This window comes from Enterococcus sp. HMSC072F02, from assembly GCF_001837725.1.
In the GTDB taxonomy this organism is placed as follows: Bacteria; Bacillota; Bacilli; order Lactobacillales; family Enterococcaceae; genus Enterococcus_B; species Enterococcus_B lactis.
This window is the reverse complement of sequence record NZ_KV833885.1, coordinates 37,553-62,708: the sequence shown is the minus strand read 5'-3', so window position 1 is coordinate 62,708 and position 25,156 is coordinate 37,553. Positions and strand designations below refer to the sequence as shown.

Sequence of the window (25,156 nt, the reverse complement as noted above, 5' to 3'; positions counted from 1 at the left end):
ATTGCCGTGATATGTCCAAAAATTCGACTTTTTTGAAAAAAGCCGATTGAAAAAAGTATGAAATACATGGTAAAGTAATTCAGCTGAAAAAAGAAGAAGGGGGAGAACTATGCAGTCAATCAAAAATACACTTCGTTTATATTTGCTTGACTGGAAACGGATTTTCAAAAACCCGATTGCTACACTTTTGATCATTGCGATCATGATCATCCCTTCGCTATATGCGTGGTTTAACATTAAAGCACTATGGGATCCATATGGAAATACTGGAGAGCTGCCAATTGCTGTTTACAGTGCAGACAAGCCAGCAGAGTTTCAAGGTAAAGAAGTGGCCATTGGGAAGCAAGTCATCGAATCGCTTCATAAAAATAAACAATTAGGATGGCAATTCGTTGATTCAAAAGAGCAATTAGAAGACGGAGTCCGTTCCGGAAAGTATTACGCAGGTATTTACCTGCCAAAGGATTTCTCAGAAGATCTGCTGAGTTTTACTAGTGGTGACATCAAGAAACCGAAAATCGAATATACGGTAAATGAAAAAATCAATGCGATTGCACCGAAAATCACCGATAAAGGAGCAAGTTCGATCCAATCGCAAATCACAAATGAATTTATCAAAACAGCCAGTTCGACTTTATTGAAAGTATTCAATGAAATAGGTTACGACATCGATACGAACCTAGTAAGTATCAATAAAGTCAAAGATATGATTTTATCAACAGATGAAAATCTGGACACGATCGACGGCTACACAAAGCAAGTCCTCGAATTACAAAGTCAACTACCTGACATTAAAGAAAAACTGAATAAAGCAAATGAATTCGTGGATTACATCCCTAAAGTAGACGAGATGGGCGAAAAAGTCGTTGCATTGAATGACAAAATGCCTGAATTGAAAGACCAAGCAAAAATCATCCTTGATTTGCAAGAAAAAATCCCAGAGATCCAAAATGCCGGTAAACAACTAGCAGAGATCGACGGTGATTTTGCTTCGATCCAAGAGACAATGAATCAAGGAATTGACGAAGCAAAACAAGGCTTGACGATCATCCAACAAGTACAAGATATCTTGCCAGATGTGAAAAATTTAGAAAACCAGGCAAGTGATTTAGCAAACCAAACAAAATCAGGTGCCTCTCAGCTGAAAGATGCGATACCAAGCATCACAAACAGTGTAGATGTTACATTGAAGTCAATTGGACAAGTGGCAACAACGACAGGTTCGCTAGCTGAGACGATCAATGCAGCTGTCCAAGATAACCAACTAAGTGAAAAAGAAAAAGAAGATATCGGGAATGTATTAAACAGTTTTATCAACAGTATTCCTCAACAACAAAATGCAATCGATAAACTGGTCGAGTTCCTGACTAAATTGCAAACAAGTGCTGGAAATACGAAATTGCAGCCAGTTATTGATCAGCTAAATCAATTGAAACCCTTGCTAGGCGATTTGCAAAGTCGTCTCACTGATTTGAACACAGCTGTTCAAGAAGGGAACACGGATAGAGTTACTGATTTATTAAAACAAGTACAAACTGCTGCTGAAAATGTTAATGATATCGTTACTGGTATCAAGACGGATCAAGTCAGCTCCACCGTCACTTCTCTACTAGACCAAGTCATCGATACGATTGGGACTGCACAAGGCGCACTGAGCAAAGCGGACCAGATCGACTTTGATTCGCTTCTCAGCTCAACGAAAGCAACTGTAACAAATGCAGTGGCAATCTTAGAAAAATATCAAAAAGAAATGCCTGCAATTGGACAAGAAATCCACGATGCCAATACAATGTTGAATGGCAATATGGAGACCATCGTCAATGGCATCAATGAAGGGGCAGACCTATACAACAATGAATTACCGATCCTTCAGCAAAAATTAGGGTTGGCCGCTGATTTTATCCAAAATGATTGGCCCGCACTAAAAAATGAAATCACCGGTACATTGACAACAGTAAATGAAAAAATGCCAGAAGTCGAAACAGCTGTGAACGCTGCTGCGGACTTCATCAACAATGACTGGCCAAATATCAAAGCTGGTATCCAAAAAGCAGCAGATGCGATCCGAAAAGGCGAACAGGAAGTTGATCTAGGCGAAGTCATCAAATTATTGAAACTAGATGCAACAAAAGAAAGTGACTTCTTTACACAACCTGTTGAGCTGCAAACCAATGCGCTCTATCCAATCGCAAATAACGGTTCAGCTAGCACCCCATTTTATACTGCACTATGTCTGTGGGTCGGCGCTGTTCTTCTTTCAAGTGTTGCTACGACAGAATACTATTTAGGAAAGAAAGACCGAAACAATTTTACGAAACGAGAACAATTCGTTGCTCGTATGCTGACATTCTTGACAATGGCAATCGCGCAAAGCTTGATTGTTACATTAGGGAATATTTTCTTACTAGGAGTAGATGTCCAAAATCCAGTTTACAGCGTGTCATTTGCTGTCTTGATCGCCTTAGCGTTCATGATGATCGTTTACGTCTTGGCTGCATTATTCGATAATGTCGGTAAAGGGATCGCTATCATCATTTTAGTACTGTCAATCTCTGGTGGAGGCGGGAACTATCCGATCCAAGTCTCAGGAAAATTCTTCCAAATGATCAATCCGTTCTTGCCATTTACGCATGCGGTAAACTTGTTGCGAGAATCTGCAGGAGGCATTTATTGGCCAAATGCTACGAATGCAATCTGGATCATGGTCGGTTTGTTTGTTGTCTTTGGAGTCGTAGGAACGGCAGTCTATCCGTTCATCGAAGAAAAAATGACGAAATTCAAAGAAGCGGCGCACGAGAGCCATATTTTTCATTAAAGAAAAGAGGGTGTGAGATCAGCGTTTTGAGCTAATACCGAGGGTCAGCTGATGGAACACCGTGTACCAAGAGGTTGTGAAAAAGCTGTTCTGCATAAAGTAATAAGAATGACCAAACAAAAACAGCTTCACATTTCTCTTTCAAAAGTTAAGATATAAAAAAGGATAGAACCTGATTTTCTAAGTCAAGTTCTATCCTTTTATTATAGAATTCAAAGAAAAAGCCCATAAAAAAATGTTAGATTTTTTCTGTATTAAAGCGTTTGAAAAAGGGCTTGATATTTTTCTGTTTTTTTCCAATTATTTTCTTAAAGTTTATTGACTTTTAAGGTCAGTGAGCGTACTATAACATCTTGTTTACTATAAATTTTCGACTATAATACTTGAAGTAAAATTGCGTGTAAAGGAGTTTAAAAATTGGATTACTTAAAAAGGTTGTTAGTAGGTAAGCCTTTAAAATCTGCTGAAAATGATGAGCACAAATTAACCCGTTTTGCTGCTTTGGCATTATTGTCGTCTGATGCGTTATCATCTATTGCATATGGTACGGAACAAATCGTTGTCGTTTTAGTCGCTTTGTCTGCTGCAGCTATCTGGTATTCGCTGCCCATTGCCGCTTTTGTTATTATTTTATTGATTTCCTTAACGCTATCATATCGTCAAATCATCCATGCTTATCCTCATGGCGGTGGAGCTTATGTCGTCAGCAGTGAGAATCTTGGGAAGAATGCGGGCTTGATTTCCGGTGGCTCTTTATTGATCGACTACATGTTGACGGTAGCAGTATCTGTCTCAGCAGGTGCTGAAGCAATCACATCAGCGGTGCCAGCATTATACGGGCATCAAGTTGCTATTTCTGTGACAATCGTTTTACTACTGATGATGCTGAATCTTCGTGGTCTGAGAGAATCTGCATCGTTCCTGTTATTTCCGGTGTACACATTTATCCTTGTGATCTCGTTGCTAATCGTTGTTGGGTTATATAATATCGTGACAGGTGCTGTGCCATTGCAAGCTACTGCGCTTCCAGGAGCGGCTGTTCCGGGGGTTTCTATCGCCTTGATTTTACGAGCATTTTCTTCTGGTTCCTCCTCTTTGACTGGGGTTGAGGCTATCAGTAATGCCGTACCATTCTTCAAAAAGCCAAGAGCCAAAAATGCCGCTGCCACATTGACGATGATGGCCTTGATCTTAGGTTTCTTCTTCGTTGGAATCACATTTATCAATTATTGGTATGGAATCGTTCCAGAAAAAGAAGTCACTGTTTTGTCTCAAATCGGTAAAGCTGTCTTTGGACATGGTATTTTGTATTACATCCTTCAATTTGCTACAGCGCTGATTTTAGCCGTTGCTGCCAATACTGGTTTTTCTGCTTTTCCAGTTCTTGCATACAATCTGGCAAAAGATAAATTCATGCCTCACATGTATCAAGATCGTGGGGATCGACTAGGCTATTCCAATGGGATTATCACTCTAGCGCTAGGTTCGATCGTGTTGCTGTTTATTTTCCATGGCTCAACAGAACGCTTGATTCCGTTATACTCTATCGGCGTGTTCATTCCATTTGCTTTATCTCAAACAGGGATGGTCGTCAAATGGAAAAAAGAAGGAAAAAAATGGTTAAGCAAATCGATTGCCAATATTACAGGTGCGTTCATCTCATATGCAATCATTGCGATTTTGTTCGTCTATCGGTTAGGAGACATTTGGCCTTTCTTCATCATCATGCCAATCGTTATGTTCATTTTTTATAAGATCCATGATCATTATAAAAAAGTGGCAGAACAGCTTCGTTTAGAAAATGATGCAAAACTACATGACTATGACGGAAATACCGTTCTTGTATTAGTTGGGAATGTGACACGGGTGAATATCGGTGCGTTGAATTATGCACGTTCGATCGGTGATTATGTCGTTGCGATGCACGTTTCGCTAGACGAAGATGTCGAAAAAGAAAAAGAAATCGAAGCAGAATTTAAAAAGCATTTCCCAGATGTCCGTTTCTCAATCGTCCACTCTTCTTACCGCTCGATTGAAAATCCAATTATCCGTTATGTAGATATCGTAAGTAAAAATGCAGCGAAACAAAACTATACAACTACTGTGCTGATTCCTCAATTTGTACCAAACAGACGCTGGCAGAATATTCTCCATAACCAAACAAGTTTGCGGTTAAGATTGCGATTGTCTTGGCGTGAAAATATCGTTGTCAGCACCTATAGCTACCATTTGAAGAAATAAGTCCATCAAGAATCTGGGACACAAAGTAGTTTATTGAATATCATTTAAATAAAAAAGGTCGTAGCGCTCAAGCGCTACGACCTTTTTTTGTCTTGATTCATTCTGTCTGCGATTTTTTTGAAGCAGGATCTAGCCGTCTTTCCAAAATACCTAAAAGCCAGTCCGTGATGATCGCCATTAATGCAGTTGGCAATGCACCGGCTAAAATAATCGATGTGCCATCTGTTGCATTGGTTCCTCGGATAATGATATCTCCAAGACCACCAGCACCGACGAATGCACCGATCGCGGTTATCCCGATGGCAACAACTAACGCATTTCTTATGCCTGCCATGATAACAGAAACAGAGAGTGGTAACTCTACCATGAATAGTCGTTGTCTAGCAGTCATCCCCATGCCTTTGCCGACATCAAGGATATTTTTGTCTACTTGGATCATCCCAGTGTACGTATTCTTGATAATGGGTAACAGGGAATATAAAAATACAGTAACAATCACGACATTGACTCCCAGACCTAATCCAATGATCAGAATGGAGATCATGGCTAAGGAAGGGATCGTCTGGATGATATTCGCCAAACGAATCCCCCAGTTTGCTAATTTACGTCTCCTAGAAATCATGATCCCGACCGGAATCCCGACAACTGCTGCAAAGAGGACACCATAGATAGAAATCAGGAAGTGACGGATAAATTGTGCAAAGATATAGGAGCCATTTTCCTGGAAATAATAGAAAAATTGTTGAAAGACATTCATTTTATCCAATTGCTTCACTTCCCTTCAAAATAGTGGTTTTCTTGTAAGAAACGTTGTGCTACTACTGATGGTTCCACTAGATTATTATCTGCTTCGTAGTTCAATTCCTGCATTTTTTCCGTACTGATGGTATGACCTAACTTATTTAAGGCTTCTTTTAAATGAGGTGTATCAGCTAATACCTTGTTGTCTACAACTGGAGCAGCATCATATGGTGGGAAGAATTGACGATCATCTTCCAACATGACTAGATCATAACTGGCAATCCGTCCATCCGTAGAGTAGCCAAGAACAATATCCATTTTTCCTGCTTCGACTGCATCGTAAACAAGTCCAATCTGCATAGGTAAGATCGAATTAAAAGAGAAGCCATAAGTTTCCTGGAAGCCGTCGTAACCGTCTCCTTTACGATTGATCCAAGAAGTATCTACACCAGCTACTAATTCATCCGCTACATTTTTCAGATCGCTGACTTTAGATAGATGGTATTTTTGTGCGGTGTCTTTTCGAACAAGAAAGACATACGTATTTTCAAAACCATAGGACGGGAACCACGTTTGATCGTATCTTTTCTCAAATTCATCTTTCACGGTAGCAAATGCTTTTTTCGGATCTTTTTCAGGAGGAAGATTCAATGTAGTGGTTAAATCTGTTCCTGTGTAACGAGCTGCTGAAATCGAAGCATCTCCGTTCATCATCGCTTGGTGGTTGATAGTTGTAGTAGCCAGATTGTTGATGATCGCTGTGTTTTTATCTGTATAATGTTCAACCATACCGGCAACTAGACTTGCTAAGATCTGAGCTTCAGAAGTGATTCCACCTGTGATCGAGATGGTGTCTTCATCTGTATTGCTGGCAAGTCCAGGGAAGGAACAACTCGCAAGTATAAGAAGAGAGAGAAGAACCATGGTCATTTTTAATATACGTTTCATTCTTCATTCTCCTCTCTAAGTGCGATCGGTGTCAGCCGGTGTTCCAAGAGACCTAGAAGCCAATCAGCCAACAGTGCTAAAATCGTTACAGGGATCGTACCTGCCAAAATGAGATCTGGTTGGTAATTATTCAGTCCACTAAAAATCAAATCACCTAGACCACCAGCCCCGATATAAGAGGCAAGGGTAGCCCATGCAATCACGTAAACGGCAGCTAAACGAATGCCGGCCATGATCGTTGGCATAGCAATAGGCAGTTCGACGGAAAAAATGGATTGGAACTCAGTCATTCCCATCCCTTTTGCCACATCCCTATAATTCCAATCGACATTTTTCATCCCGATATACGTATTTCGTAGAATTGGCAATAATGAATAAATAAAGAGAGCGATGATCGCAGGTAATTTACCTACACCAAATAGCGGGATCATCAATGCCAATAAAGCAAGAGAAGGGATTGTCTGCAAGGCACTGGTTAAGCCAATCACAATCGTGGCAGCTTTCGGAAAACGTGTCAGTAAGACACCAAGCGGTACAGCAATGATGATACCAATGATCAAAGCAAGTCCCGAAATATAAAGATGTTCAAAACCTTTTGAGAGAATTTCTGAACCGTGCTGATGAAAAAACTGCTGCATAGGTCAGACCTCCTTAGATTCTTCAGGAGTAGCTGACTCTGCAACATCAGTAGTTGCGGGGTCTTCTCCCCAAATCACATCGTAGACGATATCCACTAATGATGCGCGAGTCAAGATACCTACGACTTTGTTCTGTTCATCAACGACCGGCACGTATTTCAGCCCGCGTTTTAAAATGCGTTGCAAGGTATCACGAAGATAGGCGGATTCTTTTACGTAAAAAACATGTTTATTCAAAATGTCGCCTACACTGGATACTTTTCCTCGTTTTTTATTCAACGTTTCTACATCGATAAATCCTTTTAATACATTCGAATTATCGGTAACTAACAACGTATCTACACGTTTTTCCCTCATCAGTTTGATTGCTTCTTGTAATGATTTTTCCGGTGTAATCGTGATTGCTGTATTTAGCATAACTTCTCCGACTCTTGTCGCATTTGGTTTTGCTTGTAGTAAGCGATCTTCTCCAATCAACTCTTCTACGAAATCGTTTGCAGGATGACGTAAAATATTTTCTGGTGTATCGAATTGGATCACACGACCTTCACTCATGATGGCGATACGACTTGCTAGTTTAATCGCTTCATCCATGTCATGGGTAACGAAGACGATGGTTTTACCGAGTCGTTCTTGTAAATCTTTGACCAGATCCTGAAGTGAATCGCGAGTGATGGGATCAAGGGCACCAAATGGCTCATCCATCAGTATGATATCCTGATTGGCTGCCAAGGCACGAACGACTCCAATACGCTGCTGCTAACCACCAGATAACTCATGTGGGTAGCGATCTAACATCTCACGGGGCAATTCCACAAGATCAATCATTTTTTCAGCTGTTTTATTCCGTTCTTCTTGACTGACTTTCAACAATTTTTGGACAAGAGTGATGTTTTCACGAATCGTCATGTGAGGCATCAATCCAATACTTTGGATAACATAGCCTATCTGACGTCGCAATTCCACTGGATCAATTTCTTGGATGGATTTTCCATCAATCAAAATTTTCCCTTGTGTTGGATCAGTCATTCGGTTGATCATCCGCATCGTTGTGGTTTTTCCGCTTCCGCTTGTACCGATAAAACAGATGAATTCGCCTTTTTCAAACGATAGATTGACGTCTTCGACAGCGATTTTTCCGCCTTTATAGATTTTTGAGACATTCTGGAATTCAATCATGGTGCCACCTCTTCTTTTCTTTTTCAATGAAGGTTCTCCTACTACTAGTATGCCTAAAAGAACGCTAGATTACAAATGAGGTGTATTTTTTTGGGCGCTGAGTGTTTTTGATGAAAATAAAAGGGACAGAGTCAAGAAAAATCAGTCGCCGTTTTTTGCCAATTCAGCACGAAAAATGGTAGAATGATTGAGCACATGATAGAAAGTGAGTGACGATATGTTAACAACAGAAGATTTTGATTTTGACTTGCCGGAAGAGTTGATCGCACAGACACCATTAAAAGACCGCGATCATTCTCGTTTACTTGTTTTGGATCGGAAAACTGGAGAAATGAAAGACAAGCATTTCCATGAAATCATTGAAGAATTACACCCTGGTGATGCGCTAGTCATGAATAATACACGAGTTCTGCCTGCTCGTTTATATGGAGAAAAACCAGATACTGGTGCTCATTTAGAAGTCCTTCTTCTAACGAATACAGAAGGAGATACGTGGGAGACATTGATCAAACCTGCGAAACGTGCCAAAGTTGGGACAAGAATCTCTTTTGGTGATGGCAGACTGCAAGCAGTAGTGAAAGAAGAATTGGAACACGGCGGACGGATCATTGACTTTGAGTATGAAGGAATTTTCCTAGAGATTCTTGAATCATTGGGAGAAATGCCATTGCCTCCATATATCAAAGAACGTCTGGAAGACCCAGATCGCTATCAAACTGTCTATGCGAAAGAAAATGGGTCTGCTGCAGCGCCAACAGCGGGATTGCATTTTACGAAAGAACTGCTTGATGAAATCGAAGCAAAGGGTGTTGAATTAGTCTATCTGACACTACACGTAGGGTTAGGTACGTTCCGTCCTGTCAGCGTAGATAAGATCGAAGAACACCATATGCATAGTGAATTCTACCGTTTGACGGAAGAAGCAGCTGAACGATTGAATCAAGTACGTAAAAATGGCGGGAAAATCGTGGCTGTCGGAACAACTTCAATTCGAACATTAGAAACGATTGGGACGAAATTTAATGGAGAAATCAAAGCAGACAGCGGATGGACTGATATTTTCATTACGCCTGGCTATGAATTCAAAGTGGTAGAAGCTTTCTCAACTAATTTCCATTTGCCAAAATCAACTTTAGTCATGTTAGTAAGTGCTTTTGCCGGAAGAGAATTGACATTATCTGCTTATCAGCATGCGATTGACGAGCGCTATCGTTTCTTTAGTTTCGGAGATGCGATGTTCGTGAAATAAGACTGTTTAGAACAATCGTACTCTGAGTATGAAAAAGTCAAGAATATCTCCGTAAAAACAAAGAAAAAAGCTGCCGATTTTTTAACTGGCAGCTTTTTTCGATGCTTCTATTCGCAGATAATTATACAGTTGCGTTTCTGCTTTGAAACACGTGTTATTACTAGAAACTTCATTAACGAGTAATAACATTGAAGAAGTTAAGAACTATCTTTATGATACACCAACTTTTCAGCGACAATCGATCAATTTTTGTATGAAAAATGTAGTAAGATGCAAGTTAAAAGATAAGAAAAATGCGTACAAATAAGAAAAAGCCGAGCTCTCGATAAGCTCGGCTTTCTTGTATCTCGGAAGGATTCAAATAAACAGAAATGATTGTAACTTTCCATCATACATGCAAAGCACGGTGTTGAATTTCTTCATGTTAAACAAAAATTTTGTTTTCGTTACATCTTCAACATTTGAAACATCTCTTGTTCCTATTCAATTTTCAGACGTTTACGTTATTCAATTGTTACGTATCGCATTACTTCTTGTTTCGGATACTTCGTGATCCAAACATCCATACGCATTCACTATTTATAGGTTTGTACTCTACACGCATGTCTGGGTGAAACCTGTACTTCTAACAACTTTGTTTGCTTACACTGTTCTATCGAGAAATTCTTCTGTTTATTTGATGGTATCCTCCTTCCTTACATCTATATAATAGCATCTTTTGGTAGCGTTTGCAAATATAAGTGCTTTGGATTTTATGCTTTCTTAACAAATAATCAATAAGCCCTTTGTTTGAAGTAATTAAAAAAAGGATGTTATAGTAAAATTAGTACCTTTTTTTGTACGAAGATTTTAAAGGAGGAATAGGATGGAAGAATACAAGCAGACAATAGAAGAAGTAAGGAAGGTTACGGAAGCAGATCCAGATACTGGGTTGTCTTCACAAGAAGTGGATGAACGTCGAAAAAAGCAGGGATTGAATAAATTCGATGAGGCACCAAAAGAATCGATAATCAAGAAATTCTTTCGAAGCTTGTCGGATTTTACAACGATCATCCTTCTTATAGCAGCGGTGATTTCCTTTTATACTGCATTTGCTACAGAGCATGGAGATTTATTTGAAGGACTGTTGATCATCGCTATCGTTGTGATCAACTCGGTATTGGCGATCGTCCAAGAAGGAAACGCAGAAAAAGCACTGGAATCCTTGCAAGATATGAATAAACAAACGGCAACTGTCATACGTGACGGCAAAGTGACCACTGTTGAGTCAGAGCAACTGGTGGTTGGTGATATTCTTGTTTTAGAGTCCGGTGATGCTATTTCTGCCGATGCCCGTTTGATCGAAGCATCACAATTACGTGTAGAAGAATCGGCGTTGACTGGGGAAAGTGAAGCAGTTGAAAAAGATGCAGCATTCGTCGCAAAAGAAGATGAGTCATTAGGTGACCAACTCAATATGGTATTTAAAGGATGTACGGTTGCTGCAGGTCGTGGGAAAGCCATCGTCACTGCTATTGGTATGGCTACTGAAATGGGTAAGATCGCGGATCTTTTGAACGAAAACACCATGCAAAAAACACCTTTACAGGTCCGATTGAATCAGCTAGGCAAACGAATCAGTATGATCGCTTTAGCGGCTGCGGCTTTAGTATTTGTGATTGGTGAATTACAAGGAGAACCACTCCTTGAAATGTTCATGACTTCGATTTCCTTGGCTGTTGCAGCTGTACCGGAAACCTTGACTGTTATTGTTACGTTGACACTTGCATACGGTGTGCAGAAGATGGCGAGGAAACATGCGATTATCCGGCAGCTACCAGCAGTAGAGACTCTAGGAACTGCTAATGTTATCTGCTCAGACAAAACAGGAACGCTGACACAAAATGAAATGCGCGTCCGCCGAGTCTGGAGCAAAGACGATGAAGTAACGAATATCGAAGACTCAATGACGAACAGCGCGATGGAAATATTGAAAATGGCCGCACTATGTACAGATGTGACGGTCGAACAAGAAGATGACGACCTTGTTATCAAAGGTAATCCAACAGAGGTAGCCATCGTCAGGGCTGTTGAAGAGAATTATCATACAAAAGCAGAATTAGAAGAAAAATATCCACGAGTAAACGAGCTTCCTTTTGATTCTGAACGAAAAATGATGACAACGGTTCATCAAATGGGCGAAAAATACATCTCAATCACCAAGGGAGCATTCGATGTTCTGGCTCCGCGCTTTAGTTCAGGCGATGTAGAACAAGCAGCAATTGTTAATGATCGCTTTGGTAAACGGGCACTGAGAGTGATTGCTGTTGGTTATGCTACTTATGACGAAGAACCGCAAGATATTTCTTCTGAAGCATTGGAAAAAGACTTACGTTTGATTGGCCTGATCGGAATGATCGATCCACCACGTCCAGAAAGTAAAGGAGCAATCAAGCGAGCGAAAAAGGCCGGCATCAAAACAGTCATGATCACTGGAGATCATGTGGTAACTGCCAGTGCCATAGCGAAAGAATTAGGTATCTTGAATGATCCGTCAGAAGCACTCTCAGGATCAGAACTGCATCAATTATCAGACGAAGAATTAGATGCGCGTGTCAAAGCTCTCTCTGTCTATGCTCGGGTAACGCCAGAAGACAAGATCCGGATCGTCAAATCTTGGCAACGTACGGGTGCAGTCGTAGCGATGACTGGTGATGGTGTGAATGATGCACCAGCGTTGAAAGCAAGTAACGTCGGATGTGCTATGGGGATCACAGGGACAGACGTGGCGCAAAGTGCCGCAGATATGATTCTGACGGATGACAACTTTGCGACGATCGTCGATGCTGTCAGTCAAGGACGCTCGGTTTATCAGAATATTCGTAAAGCAATCAACTTTTTGCTAAGTTGCAACATTTCGGAGATTTTTATTGTTTTGATTGCGATGCTGTTAGGTTGGGGCGCACCATTCACAGCTGTACAGTTACTGTTTGTCAATGTAGTTGCCGATGGACTTCCAGGATTTGCTTTAGGAAGAGAACCAGCAGAACACGGCATCATGGATCAGCCTCCTATTCCGAAAAACGAAGGGATCTTTGCTCGAGGCTTATTGCAAAAAATCGCCATAAACGCAGGGGTCTTCACCATCGTAACTTTGTTTGGTTATTATTTAGGTAGTTATGTCGATACTATCAGCCCATGGGTAGACGCAAGTCAACATGTCGGTCAAACAGTTGCATTCTTGATCTTAGCTTACTCATCAATTTTGCATGTGTTCAATGTACGCAGCAGTCAATCGATCTTCAAAGTCAATTTAGCAACAAATAAAGCGTTGTTTGAAATGGCGTTACTGGCATTAGCTATTACAACGGCTGTTGCTTTGCTGCCGTTTACGCAAGAACTATTCGGCCTAGTACACATCAGTTTGAATCACTGGTTCTTGGTAGGGATTTTGTCTATCGTACCAATCGCGGTCAATGAACTGATCAAGTTCCACCGATTGCCGGAAGCAGAAGAAGAGGAATGATCAACTGTTTCTAAGTTGATTTTCTTTTTACTGGAACTATACAAAAAAGGAGGCGTGACATGAATGTTGTCACACCTCCTTTTTTGCTAATAGGCTGAATGTTTCTTTTACTGCCTCTTGATAAACGGTGTTCTCCTGCCAACCCTTCGGTCACAAGTCACGATATTCATCAAACATGAGAAACTGTTTTTTGTGACTCGGAATTAAACGGCAGGCTCACACTCTCTTTTAAATATCTTTTGGCAATTGTTCATAAAATGCTGCTTTTGTTGCAGAAATGTATGGGCTGAGCCATAGATAACCGATACCAGCAGTTGCTAATGCTAAGATATGCCAGCCGATAAATGAAAGATCTAACCAGAAAAGTTTTCCTTTGTAACCATCCATCAATTTTCGACTTGCGGTGATCGTATCCAGTACTTTAGGCGTTTGACCTGTTTCTTGGACGATATCATAATAGATAAAATAGCTTTGAGAATAAGAATAGCTTTTAATGATTCCAGGAATAACTAATAACAAACCCCATAATGTTGTAAAGATTGAAATCAACACAGCTAAACCGATCACTCCGCCGATAAACAAACCTTTGAATCCACGAAATGCATCTTTGAATGGTTCAATCTGATCTTTTTGACCACGTAAAACATCAAGATAAGTCCAAGAAATACCACTCATGAACAAAGCGCTGATAATGCTAGAAATAATTCCACCACCACCTCCTGAACTACCGCTTCCTGATGCCATCGCATCTGAGACGTTCGCTGATCCATCATATGTGGCAATAGCAAACAAGATAATAGGAATCATAATAAGAAGAATAGCAACAATACCAATCAATGTAGGGATTAGATTTAATAAAACAGCTTGACCCCACCGACCTTTTAAACTCTCTTTTGCTTGGCGTTTTAATTCTGCAGAAGATTGCATGATTTTCCCCTCCTTTCTTTCATAAAACCAATATACCATGTATCAAAAAATATTTCTGTCATAATGTTTTTTTCTTTTTTGTTATTCATGAAAAAAAGATAAAAAAAAGAATATTAAATAAAGTAGAAGGAAGCCGAGGGAACTTGCAAAAAGCACTTGAAACGATTATGATGGTGGGAGTTGTCAAGATATTTTATATAGAAAGTAGGGAAATGAATGACGCAACCTGCCATTCGCTATCGTTTAATCAAGAAAGAAAAACACACTGGCGCGCGTTTAGGGGAATTGATCACGCCACACGGAACTTTTCCCACACCAATGTTCATGCCAGTAGGAACATTAGCTACAGTAAAAACAATGTCCCCAGAAGAGTTGAAAGAAATGGGTGCTGGCGTTATTTTAAGTAATACATATCATTTATGGCTACGCCCTGGTGAAGACTTAGTAGAAGAAGCTGGCGGACTGCATAAATTTATGAACTGGGATCAACCGATTTTAACAGATTCAGGCGGCTTTCAAGTTTTTTCATTAAGTGATATGCGGAATATCGAAGAAGAAGGCGTGCATTTCAAAAACCACTTGAACGGTTCGCGTATGTTTTTATCACCAGAAAAAGCAATCAACATACAAAATAAATTGGGCTCTGATATCATGATGAGTTTTGACGAATGTCCACCATTCGATGAAAGTTACGACTACGTGAAAAAATCAGTAGAACGTACGTCTCGATGGGCAGAACGAGGATTGAAAGCTCATGCTAACCCAGACCGTCAAGGATTATTTGGAATCATCCAAGGCGCAGGATTTGAAGATCTTCGTCGTCAAAGCGCGAAAGATCTAGTCGGCATGGATTTCCCTGGTTACTCAATCGGCGGATTATCTGTCGGGGAACCTAAATCAGAAATGAATCGTGTATTAGAATTCACTACACCGTTGATTCCCGAAAACAAACCACGTTACTTGATGGGTGTCGGTGCTGCTGATTCATTGATTGATGGTGTTATCCGTGGAGTAGACATGTTTGACTGTGTCTTGCCTACTCGAATCGCTCGAAATGGCACATGCATGACTTCTCAAGGCCGTCTAGTAGTGAAAAATGCGAAATATGCCCATGATTTCCGTCCAATTGATGAGAAATGTGATTGTTACACATGTAAAAACTATACACGTGCCTATATCCGCCATTTGATCAAATGTGATGAAACATTTGGCATTCGTTTGACTTCTTACCATAATTTATACTTCTTGTTGAATTTAATGAAACAAGTACGTCAAGCGATCATGGATGATAATTTGCTTGAATTTAGAGAAGCCTTTTTTGAAGAATACGGATTCAATAAAGAAAACGCAAAAAGTTTCTAAAGAAAAATCTTTTAAAAATTAAGTAAAAAACTAGTGTTAGCAGCATTTTTCTGCTAAAGTGTTTTTTGTAGATACAGACAGAATTAGTGAGGTGAAAAAAATGGGATCATTACCAATGCTTGTGATGTTTATCGCGCTATTAGCAATGTGGTTTTTTATGTCACGTTCGCAAAAGAAACAACAGCAAGAACGTCAAAACTTGTTAGATAGCATGAAACCAGGTGATTCAGTCGTAACGATTGGCGGATTACACGGAGTTGTTTCAGAAATCGACAATGATAAACGGACAGTCGTTTTAGACTGCGAAGGGATCTTCCTTGAGTACGATCGTGCAGCAATCAAAACGGTCAAACCAGGGACTGTCGTAACAAATGATGCAACAACGACTGTTGAAACAACAGAAGAACCAGCTGATACAGTTGAAGTAAAAACTGAAACAACAGAAACGCTGGAAGAGACAGAAGAGAAGAAAGAAAAATAAGTATCAAAGCTTATTTAAAGACGAGGTAGGGCAGAAAGATGTCCTACCTCGTTTTTTGTTCAAAAAAGAAAGAGATAAGAGCATGGGATACATTGCTCAATATTGAATAATCGGGTGTGTCATATAAATAATAATAAATAACTTTATATATTTTTCTATACAAATACTTGTAAATAAAGCAATTTTGTATTTAAAAATAACTGTGAAAAAAATCACAAAAAAGTGTTTACATAGAAAAACAAATATTGTATGATATACATGTGAATGATTTAACAAATAACCATGACCCATTAGGAGGATAATGATGGCTAAAGTAATGGAAAAAGAAAAAACGAAGACAATTGACGTACAAGCAATGATTGATGGTTTGGCAGAAAAAGCAAATGTAGCATTGAAAGAAATGGAAAGCTTTGATCAAGAAAAAGTAGACCATATCGTGCATGAAATGGCAATGGCAGCTTTAGATCAACATATGCCATTAGCAAAGATGGCTGTGGAAGAAACAGGTCGCGGTGTTTACGAAGATAAAGCAATCAAAAATATGTATGCGTCCGAATATATTTGGCATAATATCAAACATGATAAAACAGTTGGTGTAATCAACGAAGATGTCCAAAAAGGATTGATTGAAATTGCTGAACCAGTCGGTGTGGTTTGCGGAGTAACTCCAACAACGAATCCGACTTCCACAACGATTTTCAAATCAATGATCGCGTTGAAAACAAGAAATCCAATCGTTTTTGCTTTCCATCCAAGTGCCCAAAAATCTTCTGCAGAAGCAGCACGAGTGGTACGTGATGCTGCTATCGCTGCCGGAGCTCCTGAAAATTGTATCCAATGGATCGAACATCCTTCGATCGAAGCGACTTCTATGCTAATGAACCATCCAGGTATCGCGATCGTCCTAGCGACAGGTGGAGCTGGAATGGTCAAGTCTGCTTACTCTACAGGAAAACCAGCTTTAGGTGTAGGTCCAGGTAACGTACCAGCTTATATTGAAAAAACAGCAAAAATCAAACGTGCAGTGAACGATTTGATCGTTTCGAAAACATTTGATAATGGGATGATCTGTGCTTCTGAACAAGCTGTGATCGTGGACAAAGAAATCTATGCAGCAGTAAAAGCGGAATTCCAAGCACACCAAGTTTATATCGTAAAACCAGATGAATTGCAAAAATTGGAAGATGCAGTGATGAACGAAGGAAAATATGCGGTCAATCCATCGATCGTTGGACATTCTGCGATGGAAATCGCTAAATTAGCAGGAATCAGTGTACCAAAAGGAACGAAAATGCTGATTGCTGAATTGGAAGGCGTAGGACCAGATTATCCGCTATCAAGAGAAAAACTTTCTCCAGTTCTTGCCATGATCAAAGCTAACAACACGGACCATGCGTTTGATTTGTGTGAAGGTATGTTGAATCTTGGAGGATTAGGACATACAGCAGTTATCCATTCAGAAAACGAAGAGTTGCATGTCAAATTCGGTCTTCGAATGAAAGCTTGTCGTATTTTAGTGAATACACCATCTGCAGAAGGCGGTATCGGTGATATCTATAACGAAATGATTCCGTCATTGACTTTGGGATGCGGTTCTTATGGTAAGAACTCTGTTTCTCGTAACGTCTCTGCTGTAAACTTAATCAATGTCAAAACTGTAGCGAAACGGAGAAATAACATGCAATGGTTCAAATTACCGCCAAAAATCTTCTTTGAAAAGAATTCTCTATTGTACTTAGAGAAAATGGAAAATGTTGAACGTGTCATGATCGTTTGTGACCCAGGTATGGTCCACTTTGGTTACTGCGATACAGTTCGTGAAGTATTGTCACGACGCAAAAATGATGTGAAAATCGAAGTCTTCTCAGAGGTTGAACCGAATCCATCGACAAATACCGTATACGCAGGAACGAAATTGATGGCAGACTTCAAGCCGGATACAGTAATTGCTCTGGGAGGCGGTTCTGCAATGGACGCAGCTAAGGGAATGTGGATGTTCTATGAACACCCAGACACATCTTTCTTCGGTGCAAAACAAAAATTCTTGGATATCCGTAAACGGACATACAAGATCGATAAACCAGAAAAGACACAATTCGTGTGTATCCCGACAACATCAGGAACTGGTTCTGAAGTAACACCATTTGCGGTCATCACTGACAGTGAAACACATGTGAAATATCCGTTGGCAGATTATGCATTGACACCGGATGTCGCAATCGTCGATCCTCAATTCGTCATGTCAGTTCCAGCATCTGTCACAGCAGATACAGGAATGGATGTGTTGACACATGCAATTGAATCTTATGTTTCAGTCATGGCTTCAGACTATACACGCGGATTGAGTCTGCAAGCAATCAAATTAGTCTTTGACTATTTAGAAAAATCAGTGAAAACACCTGATATGGAATCACGTGAAAAAATGCACAACGCTTCTACAATGGCTGGTATGGCGTTTGCTAACGCATTCCTAGGTATTTGTCACTCAGTCGCACATAAAATCGGTGGGGAATACGGGATCCCTCATGGACGGACAAATGCGATTCTTTTACCGCATATTATCCGCTACAATGCAAAAGATCCACAAAAACATGCGATGTTCCCTAAATATGACTATTTCCGTGCAGATACAGATTACGCAGATATTGCAAAATTCTTAGGTCTGAAAGGCGAAACAACAGAGGAATTAGTCGAAGCTTTAGCAACTGCTGTTTATGAATTAGGAAAATCTGTCGGCATCAACATGAGTCTAAAAGCTCAAGGAGTCACACAAGAAACACTAGATACAACCGTAGACCGTATGGCTGAATTAGCTTACGAAGACCAATGTACGACAGCTAATCCGAAAGAACCATTGATCTCTGAATTGAAACAGATCATCATTGATGCTTACAATGGATAAGCAAAAGAAAGCATAGAAAAGAGATAAAAAAATAGATGAAAAAGAACTTGGAAAACGTTGTTTCTCCAAGTTCTTTTTTTGTTTTCTAAGTATTTGAAAGTTACTTTTGTTATTTAACGTTTAGGTCAATTTTAGACAGTTTTTGTTCAAAAAGCGATATTTATAGTGAACGGTATTACTGCTATATTAAGGATATAAAATGAAAGCGTTTAAAAAGGTGGCATAAAGATGATTATTAAAGAAGAGATTTTTGTACCTAAAGAATTAGTGAAAGAAAAAATTGACCTGCTCGTTGAAAACCTGACAACGATCAAAGACGATAACGGTGAATTTTTATTGGACTTTGATGGATTGAAAGTAGATGACAAAAGCTGGACAGTATGGAATTGGCCACAAGGTGTCGGATTATACGGTATTTATAAAAATTACCAGATGACAAAAAATCCTCGCGCTTATCAAGTAGTCAATGAATGGTTTGAAGATCGGATGGAAGAAGGCGCTCCGCCAAAAAACGTCAATACAATGGCCCCATTGTTGACGATGGCTTACTTGTATGAAGACACGAAAGATTCACGCTATTTGCCTTATTTAGAACAATGGGCAGAATGGGTCATGAATGACATGCCTCGGACAAATGAAGAGGGGTTGCAACATGCCACATATGGACCGGAAAATAAGAATCAGTTGTGGGACGATACATTGATGATGACAGTGCTTCCTTTGGCAAAAATCGGGAAACTGTTGAATCGCCCAGAATATTTAGAAGAAGCTCGTTACCAGTTTATGATCCATATCAAATACTTGATGGATAAACGAACAGGGTTGTGGTATCACGGCTGGACGTTTGAAGGAAATCATAACTATGCCGAAGCATTTTGGGCTCGTGGAAACTGCTGGTTGACGATTGCTATTCCAGAGATCATTGAAATCTTAGAACTATCGAAAGAAGATGCATTGCGCAAGTTGTTGATTGAAACACTTGAAGCACAAGTGCGCGCATTAAAAACTTATCAATCTGAAAGCGGTTTATGGCATACGTTGTTGGATGATCCTTCTTCTTACGTAGAATCTTCTGCAACTGCAGGATTTGCTTACGGTATTTTGAAAGCGGTCCATAAACGTTATTTGCCGCAAGAATATAAAGAAGTCGCTTATCGTGCTATCCAAGGATTGCTTGAACAAATTGATGAAAAAGGAGAAGTCCAAAACGTTTCAATCGGGACAGGAATGGGGGATAGTTTAGATTTTTATCGGAATATCGGAATCACAGCAATGCCTTATGGACAGTCGTTAACGGTGCTTTGTTTGACAGAATTGCTCGTCTCTTATTGTTAAAAGAAAGGAAACCCATATGAAAAAAACATCACTGCTGTTTGCAGCAAGTTCGCTTAGCCTAGGTCTGCTAGGTCTAAGCGGCTGCGGAAATAATTCTAGTGTGGCAACTGTCGCAGATGCAGACGTAAATGAGACAGTTACCTTGCGCTTTGCTTATGCAAGCAACAGCCAGCCGGTAATTGATGCAATGAATGAATTTGGGCGTTTAGTAAAAGAAAAAACAGATGGTTCCGTACAGATCCAGTATTTCCCAGATGGACAACTGGGTGGAGAACGTGAACTAATCGAATTGACACAGTCAGGAGCAGTAGATTTCACAAAAGTAAGTGCCTCAGCGTTGGAAAGTTTCTCTAAAGATTATTCGATTTTTTCAGTTCCTTATCTATTCAATGATGAAGAACATTTCTTTAAGGTGATGGATAATGAAGAAATAATGGAACCGATCTACCAATCGACCAAAAATTTAGGGTTTACCGGATTGACCTATTATGATTCTGGTCAGCGCAGCTTTTATATGGTAGACGGTCCGATCCATACGCCGGAAGATTTGAAGGGAAAGAAGATCCGTGTGATGCAAAGTGAAACAGCTATTAAAATGGTCGAGCTTTTAGGTGGTTCGCCAGTCCCTATGGGAAGTGATGAAGTGTACACGTCTCTTCAATCCAATTTGATCAACGGATCAGAAAACAATGAATTTGTCTTGTATACAGCTGGACATGGTGGGGTAGCTAAATACTATTCTTATGATGAGCATACACGTGTGCCCGATATCATCATCATGAATGATGCTATCAAAGAACAGCTAACTGCTGAACAGGAAAAAGCGATTGAAGAAGCAGCAAAAGAATCGACGGTTTTTGAAATCGAAGCTTTTGCCAGAGCAATTGAAGAAGAGAAAGCTTTAGCACAAGAAGAACATGGAGTTCAATTCAATGATGTAGATAATACACCGTTTCGAGAGGCAGTCGCACCGCTTCATGATACATTCAAAAACGATCCTGCCTACAAAGACCTTTATCAAAAGATCCAAGAGCAAGGAGCGTAGCTGTAATGAAAATGATTTTAAATAAGGTGTTAGAGATCCTAGGAGCTGTTTTGCTTGTTGGGATGGTCGCTGTCGTTTTATGGCAAGTATTTTCCAGAACGGTTTTAGGAAATCCGAATACGGTGACAGAAGAGCTTGTCCGATTCGGACTTGTCTGGTTTGCTATGTTGTCTTCTGCGTATGTTGTGGGACAAAAAGCACATCTAGCCGTAACGGTTTTAAGTGAAAAATTATCTGGTAAAAAAAGTAAAATTTTAGAAGTCGTTGTTCAAAGTTTGTTTCTGGTATTTGCTACGATGATCATGGTGTATGGCGGATGGAATGCTGTCACGTTGACAATGGGGCAGATCTCGCCTTCTTTAAGCATTCCGATGGGGTACGTCTATTTGTCAGTACCTGTCTCAGGGATACTCATCATTATCTATAGTCTGATCAATCTAATCGATACATTAAGCAACAAGCCAGCAATTCAAGAAAAAATATAAAAATGGAGGAATAAAATGGCAATAGAAGCCGGATTAGTGTTATTTTTTGTATTTGTCGTGTTGCTTGTATTAGGGATGCCGATTGCTATAAGTATTGCATTCTCATCAATGATGACTTTATTGTTAGTTATACCGTTTGATGTTTCTGCTTTTAGTTCAGCTCAAAAAATGGTGGGAAGTATCAACAGTTTTTCGCTCATCGCTATTCCGTTTTTTGTTCTTTCAGGTATTATCATGAATAATGGAGGGATAGCCAAGAAACTAGTGGATTTTGCGATGTTGTTCGTCGGACGTGTACCGGGGGCTTTGGCTCATACGAATGTGTTAGGGAATGCTTTATTTGGTTCCATCTCTAGCTCAGCCATTGCCGCTTCTACCGCGATTGGCGGAGTCTTGATCCCTCAGCAAGTGGAAGAAGGATATGACCGGAAGTTTGCGACAGCAGTCAACATCGCGTCAGCTCCGACAGGTATGGTCATTCCTCCAAGTACTGCTTTTATCATGTATTCACTTGTTGCTGGTGGTACTTCGATTTCTGCTTTGTTTATGGGAGGGTATCTCGTAGGTATTTTTTGGTCATTAGGGATCATGCTAGTAGCATTCATCGTTGCTAAAAAGAATAAATACCCTGTTGTTGAAAAAGGGCAGATGGCTCATGCTGGAAAAATAATAAAAGAGGCGATTCCTAGTCTTCTATTGATTGTCATCATTATCGGTGGTATCTTGACTGGGATATTTACAGCAGTAGAAGCTTCAGCGATAGCTGTCATTTACTCCCTGTTGATTGCTATGTTCTACTATAAGACGGTAAAACTCAAAGATATACCTAATATGTTGTTTCAATCGGTAGCGATGTCAGGGACAATCATGTTCTTATTAGCTACTTCTTCCATGATGTCTTTTGCCATGGCATTTACTGGTATTCCTCAGGCAATCAGTTCGTTGATTATGGGGGTAACGGATAATAAACTAGTTATTCTGCTGTTAGTCAATCTCGTTTTGTTACTTGTGGGGATGTTTATGGATGTAGCGCCTGCTATCTTAATTTTTACACCAATATTTTTACCAATCGTCACAAGTGCAGGGGTTGATCCTGTACATTACGGGTTGTTTTCAATCATGAATCTGTGTGTAGGCTCAATTACACCTCCTGTGGGTACAGGGCTATATGTCGGTGCAAGTGTAGGAGGCGTAAAAGCAGAGGCAATGCTGAAACCACTTCTTCCGTTTTATGGGATTATCCTAGTCGTCTTGTTTTTGATTACCTATTTCCCGCAAATCGTCATGTGGCTACCCAATATGCTGAGTTAGGAGAATAATTATGTTGAACATTACAATTAGAGGACATGATCTTTCCCAAGTCCAAACGATAGAAGATCTTGCAGAAAAAACAAAAGAACAAGGAATCCATACACTGCAGCTCGCCTTAGGTCTTTCGTTTCCTGAAATGTCTTCTGGCGCAAACGAAATCAATTCTGGGATGGGAAATTATGTCAAACGAGTCTTAGAAAAGCAAGAAGTGTCCGTAGGAATTTTAAGCTGCTATATCAATATGATTCATCCAGATTTAACGATACGAGAAGAGTTGCTGACAAAGTTCGAGCAGTATCTTCACTATGCTTCTTCCTTTGGTGCGTCGATGGTTGCTTCGGAAACGGGATGTGTCTTGCCGGAAATTCAATATACGGAAGAAAATTTCACAGATGAAGCATTTGCTGAAGCAGTGTCCGTTATCCGTCGCTTGGTAAAAGCTGGAGAAAAATACCAAATGATGGTGGGGATAGAACCAGGTTTGAATCATCCGGTGTATTCTTTAGCAAGAGTAGAGCAGCTGATCCAAGCAGTGGATTCGGACTATCTAGGAATCATTTTAGATCCGACAAATTTGATTACAAGCACTAATTATCAAGAACAAGTCCAATTGGTAGAAGAAGCTTTTGAGCGTTTTGGTGAAAAGATATGTGCGGTTCATTTGAAAGATTTTCGTGTCGAACAGGAAAAAATCGTGCCGGTAAATTTGGGAGACGGTGTGATCGAGTACACAAAAATCAAAGAAATCATCAAGAAGAACCGTCCGTATCTGTATGTGGTTCTTGAAGAAACAAAAAATGATGGGATTCGTTATGGAAGAAGTCTTCTTGAATAATGTAAAGAAGACATTGATTAACTAATATTTAGAATGGAGGGGGCGGGGCTAGAAGATGTCACGTCTCTTCTTTTTTATAAGAGTATATAAAAGCAGCTCTTTTTGATTACAAAAAACGTGATATAATATAATTGTGCAAAACTGAACAAAGGAGGTGCAGCACATGCTCCAAAAGAAAATAAGCGGTGAGCAAGTCAATACGATGGTTTCTGATCAGTATGAAATCTATCATGTCAAAGATGTCGTCAGCCAAAATAAAACAATCTACCATCACCATGATTTTTATGAAATCCATGCTACATTAAAGGGTGAAGCGACTTTTTATTTGAATGGACGGCAATTTACGATCAAAGCAGGAAGTGTGCTGCTCATCCATTCCAACGATTTGCATCGTATCGTCCGCCAGTCTTCAGATGTATTCGAGCGTGTCTATATCTTTGTTACCCCTTCTTTTCTGGAAAGTCGTTCCACGCCATGGTCTAATCTATCGGCTTGTTTTCAACCAATGGGAGAGAAAAGGAGTCGTGTATTGCAAGTCGAACAGGAAGTGTTGAAGCAAAAATTATCATTTATCGACCACCCTCCTGATAAAAAAATTTACGGTGAAGACATAAAATATGAACAAGCTCTAGTAGAATACTTGATTTTTCTCAATCAAGTAGTACAAAAAGAAGAGAGTGCGCAAGAACAGAATGCTGTAGTTCCAAATGAGCGTGTGGAACAAATGTTACAATATATCTCAAAAAATTTATCTCATCCGCTTTCTTTAGAGGAAATGGAGAAGCAATTTTTTGTCAGCAAATACCATATCACCCGAGAATTCAAAAAGTACACTGGATTTACGTTTCATCAGTATGTAATGAAGAAAAAGCTGATCTATGCCAAGCACTTGTTGCGAGAGTACCGTAGTTCTAGTGCTGTATATAGTAAAAGTGGTTTTTCGTCTTATCCACATTTTCTGAAAGCATTCAAGAGAGAGTTTGGTATAACGCCTAAAGAATTTTTGAAACGCGATACGCAAAACCAGCTTATTCATTATGAACATTTTGAAGATGAAAAATGAGAATAACCACTCCCGAATAACCGAAGTAGCTGCTGTTGTTTATATAGAAGCAGAAACTGCGGTTATTTTATTATTCTACTATATCTTTTAAAAA

General features: G+C 39.8%; 17 protein-coding genes and 1 pseudogene. 13 read left to right on the top strand and 5 right to left on the bottom strand.

The genetic code is table 11. The features are described 5' to 3' along the window. Positions 1–109 precede the first annotated feature (109 nt). Complete coding sequence (locus HMPREF2731_RS00655; protein ID WP_070872065.1) at positions 110–2,815, top strand: YhgE/Pip domain-containing protein; 2,706 nt, start codon at positions 110–112, stop codon at positions 2,813–2,815. A 417-nt stretch (positions 2,816–3,232) separates the two neighbouring features. Continuing rightward, positions 3,233–5,056 carry an APC family permease gene (locus HMPREF2731_RS00650; protein WP_002293409.1) on the top strand — a complete coding sequence of 608 codons (1,824 nt, stop codon included), beginning with the start codon at positions 3,233–3,235 and terminating at the stop codon, positions 5,054–5,056. 97 nt (positions 5,057–5,153) lie between these two features. On the opposite strand, the gene HMPREF2731_RS00645 is transcribed toward HMPREF2731_RS00650, so the two are convergent. From HMPREF2731_RS00645 to HMPREF2731_RS00630, 4 genes and pseudogenes are all read right to left on the bottom strand, one after another. Then, positions 5,154–5,831, bottom strand: a complete 678-nt coding sequence (locus HMPREF2731_RS00645) for an ABC transporter permease (RefSeq protein ID WP_070872063.1) — start codon at positions 5,829–5,831, stop codon at positions 5,154–5,156. Then, positions 5,828–6,745, bottom strand: coding sequence for an osmoprotectant ABC transporter substrate-binding protein (locus tag HMPREF2731_RS00640; protein WP_002293406.1), 918 nt, complete (start codon positions 6,743–6,745; stop codon positions 5,828–5,830). The genes HMPREF2731_RS00645 and HMPREF2731_RS00640 overlap by 4 nt, the downstream gene beginning before the upstream one ends. Beyond that, positions 6,742–7,383, bottom strand: a complete 642-nt coding sequence (locus HMPREF2731_RS00635; RefSeq protein ID WP_002293405.1) for an ABC transporter permease — start codon at positions 7,381–7,383, stop codon at positions 6,742–6,744. Before HMPREF2731_RS00635 ends, HMPREF2731_RS00640 begins: the two co-directional genes overlap by 4 nt. Before the next feature lie 3 nt (positions 7,384–7,386). Further along, a pseudogene (locus tag HMPREF2731_RS00630) lies at positions 7,387–8,562 on the bottom strand (betaine/proline/choline family ABC transporter ATP-binding protein). Between the two features lie 217 nt (positions 8,563–8,779). On the opposite strand from HMPREF2731_RS00630, the gene queA reads away from it, so the two are divergent. Then, positions 8,780–9,811 carry a tRNA preQ1(34) S-adenosylmethionine ribosyltransferase-isomerase QueA gene (gene queA / locus HMPREF2731_RS00625; RefSeq protein ID WP_002293403.1) on the top strand — a complete coding sequence of 344 codons (1,032 nt, stop codon included), beginning with the start codon at positions 8,780–8,782 and terminating at the stop codon, positions 9,809–9,811. Between the two features lie 865 nt (positions 9,812–10,676). Further along, positions 10,677–13,316 carry a cation-translocating P-type ATPase gene (locus HMPREF2731_RS00620; RefSeq protein ID WP_002312450.1) on the top strand — a complete coding sequence of 880 codons (2,640 nt, stop codon included), beginning with the start codon at positions 10,677–10,679 and terminating at the stop codon, positions 13,314–13,316. Between the two features lie 228 nt (positions 13,317–13,544). Here HMPREF2731_RS00620 and HMPREF2731_RS00615 read toward each other — a convergent pair whose 3' ends face one another. Then, on the bottom strand, positions 13,545–14,243 hold the full coding sequence (locus HMPREF2731_RS00615; RefSeq protein ID WP_002293400.1) for a DUF975 family protein: 699 nt from the start codon (positions 14,241–14,243) through the stop codon (positions 13,545–13,547). Positions 14,244–14,459: 216 nt separating this feature from the next. On the opposite strand from HMPREF2731_RS00615, the gene tgt reads away from it, so the two are divergent. From tgt to HMPREF2731_RS00570, 9 genes are all read left to right on the top strand, one after another. Next, complete coding sequence (gene tgt / locus HMPREF2731_RS00610) at positions 14,460–15,605, top strand: tRNA guanosine(34) transglycosylase Tgt (RefSeq protein ID WP_002294183.1); 1,146 nt, start codon at positions 14,460–14,462, stop codon at positions 15,603–15,605. 100 nt (positions 15,606–15,705) lie between these two features. Continuing rightward, positions 15,706–16,086, top strand: a complete 381-nt coding sequence (gene yajC / locus HMPREF2731_RS00605) for a preprotein translocase subunit YajC (protein WP_002320627.1) — start codon at positions 15,706–15,708, stop codon at positions 16,084–16,086. Positions 16,087–16,390: 304 nt separating this feature from the next. Beyond that, positions 16,391–18,988 carry a bifunctional acetaldehyde-CoA/alcohol dehydrogenase gene (gene adhE / locus HMPREF2731_RS00600; protein WP_070872062.1) on the top strand — a complete coding sequence of 866 codons (2,598 nt, stop codon included), beginning with the start codon at positions 16,391–16,393 and terminating at the stop codon, positions 18,986–18,988. A 228-nt stretch (positions 18,989–19,216) separates the two neighbouring features. Beyond that, a complete protein-coding gene (locus HMPREF2731_RS00595; protein ID WP_002309738.1) occupies positions 19,217–20,323 on the top strand; it encodes a beta-galactosidase BglB in 1,107 nt (368 codons plus the stop codon). A 16-nt stretch (positions 20,324–20,339) separates the two neighbouring features. Next, a complete protein-coding gene (locus HMPREF2731_RS00590; RefSeq protein WP_002316606.1) occupies positions 20,340–21,368 on the top strand; it encodes a TRAP transporter substrate-binding protein in 1,029 nt (342 codons plus the stop codon). 5 nt (positions 21,369–21,373) lie between these two features. Beyond that, positions 21,374–21,853, top strand: a complete 480-nt coding sequence (locus HMPREF2731_RS00585) for a TRAP transporter small permease (protein ID WP_002309736.1) — start codon at positions 21,374–21,376, stop codon at positions 21,851–21,853. A gap of 15 nt (positions 21,854–21,868) precedes the next feature. Beyond that, positions 21,869–23,164: a TRAP transporter large permease gene (locus tag HMPREF2731_RS00580; RefSeq protein ID WP_002313984.1), complete on the top strand. Its 1,296-nt coding sequence runs from the start codon at positions 21,869–21,871 to the stop codon at positions 23,162–23,164. Between the two features lie 10 nt (positions 23,165–23,174). Then, entirely contained in the window at positions 23,175–23,999 is an 825-nt protein-coding gene (locus HMPREF2731_RS00575; RefSeq protein ID WP_002309734.1) for a sugar phosphate isomerase/epimerase family protein, read from the top strand. Between the two features lie 163 nt (positions 24,000–24,162). Continuing rightward, positions 24,163–25,062, top strand: coding sequence for an AraC family transcriptional regulator (locus tag HMPREF2731_RS00570; RefSeq protein WP_002309733.1), 900 nt, complete (start codon positions 24,163–24,165; stop codon positions 25,060–25,062). Positions 25,063–25,156 lie beyond the last annotated feature (94 nt).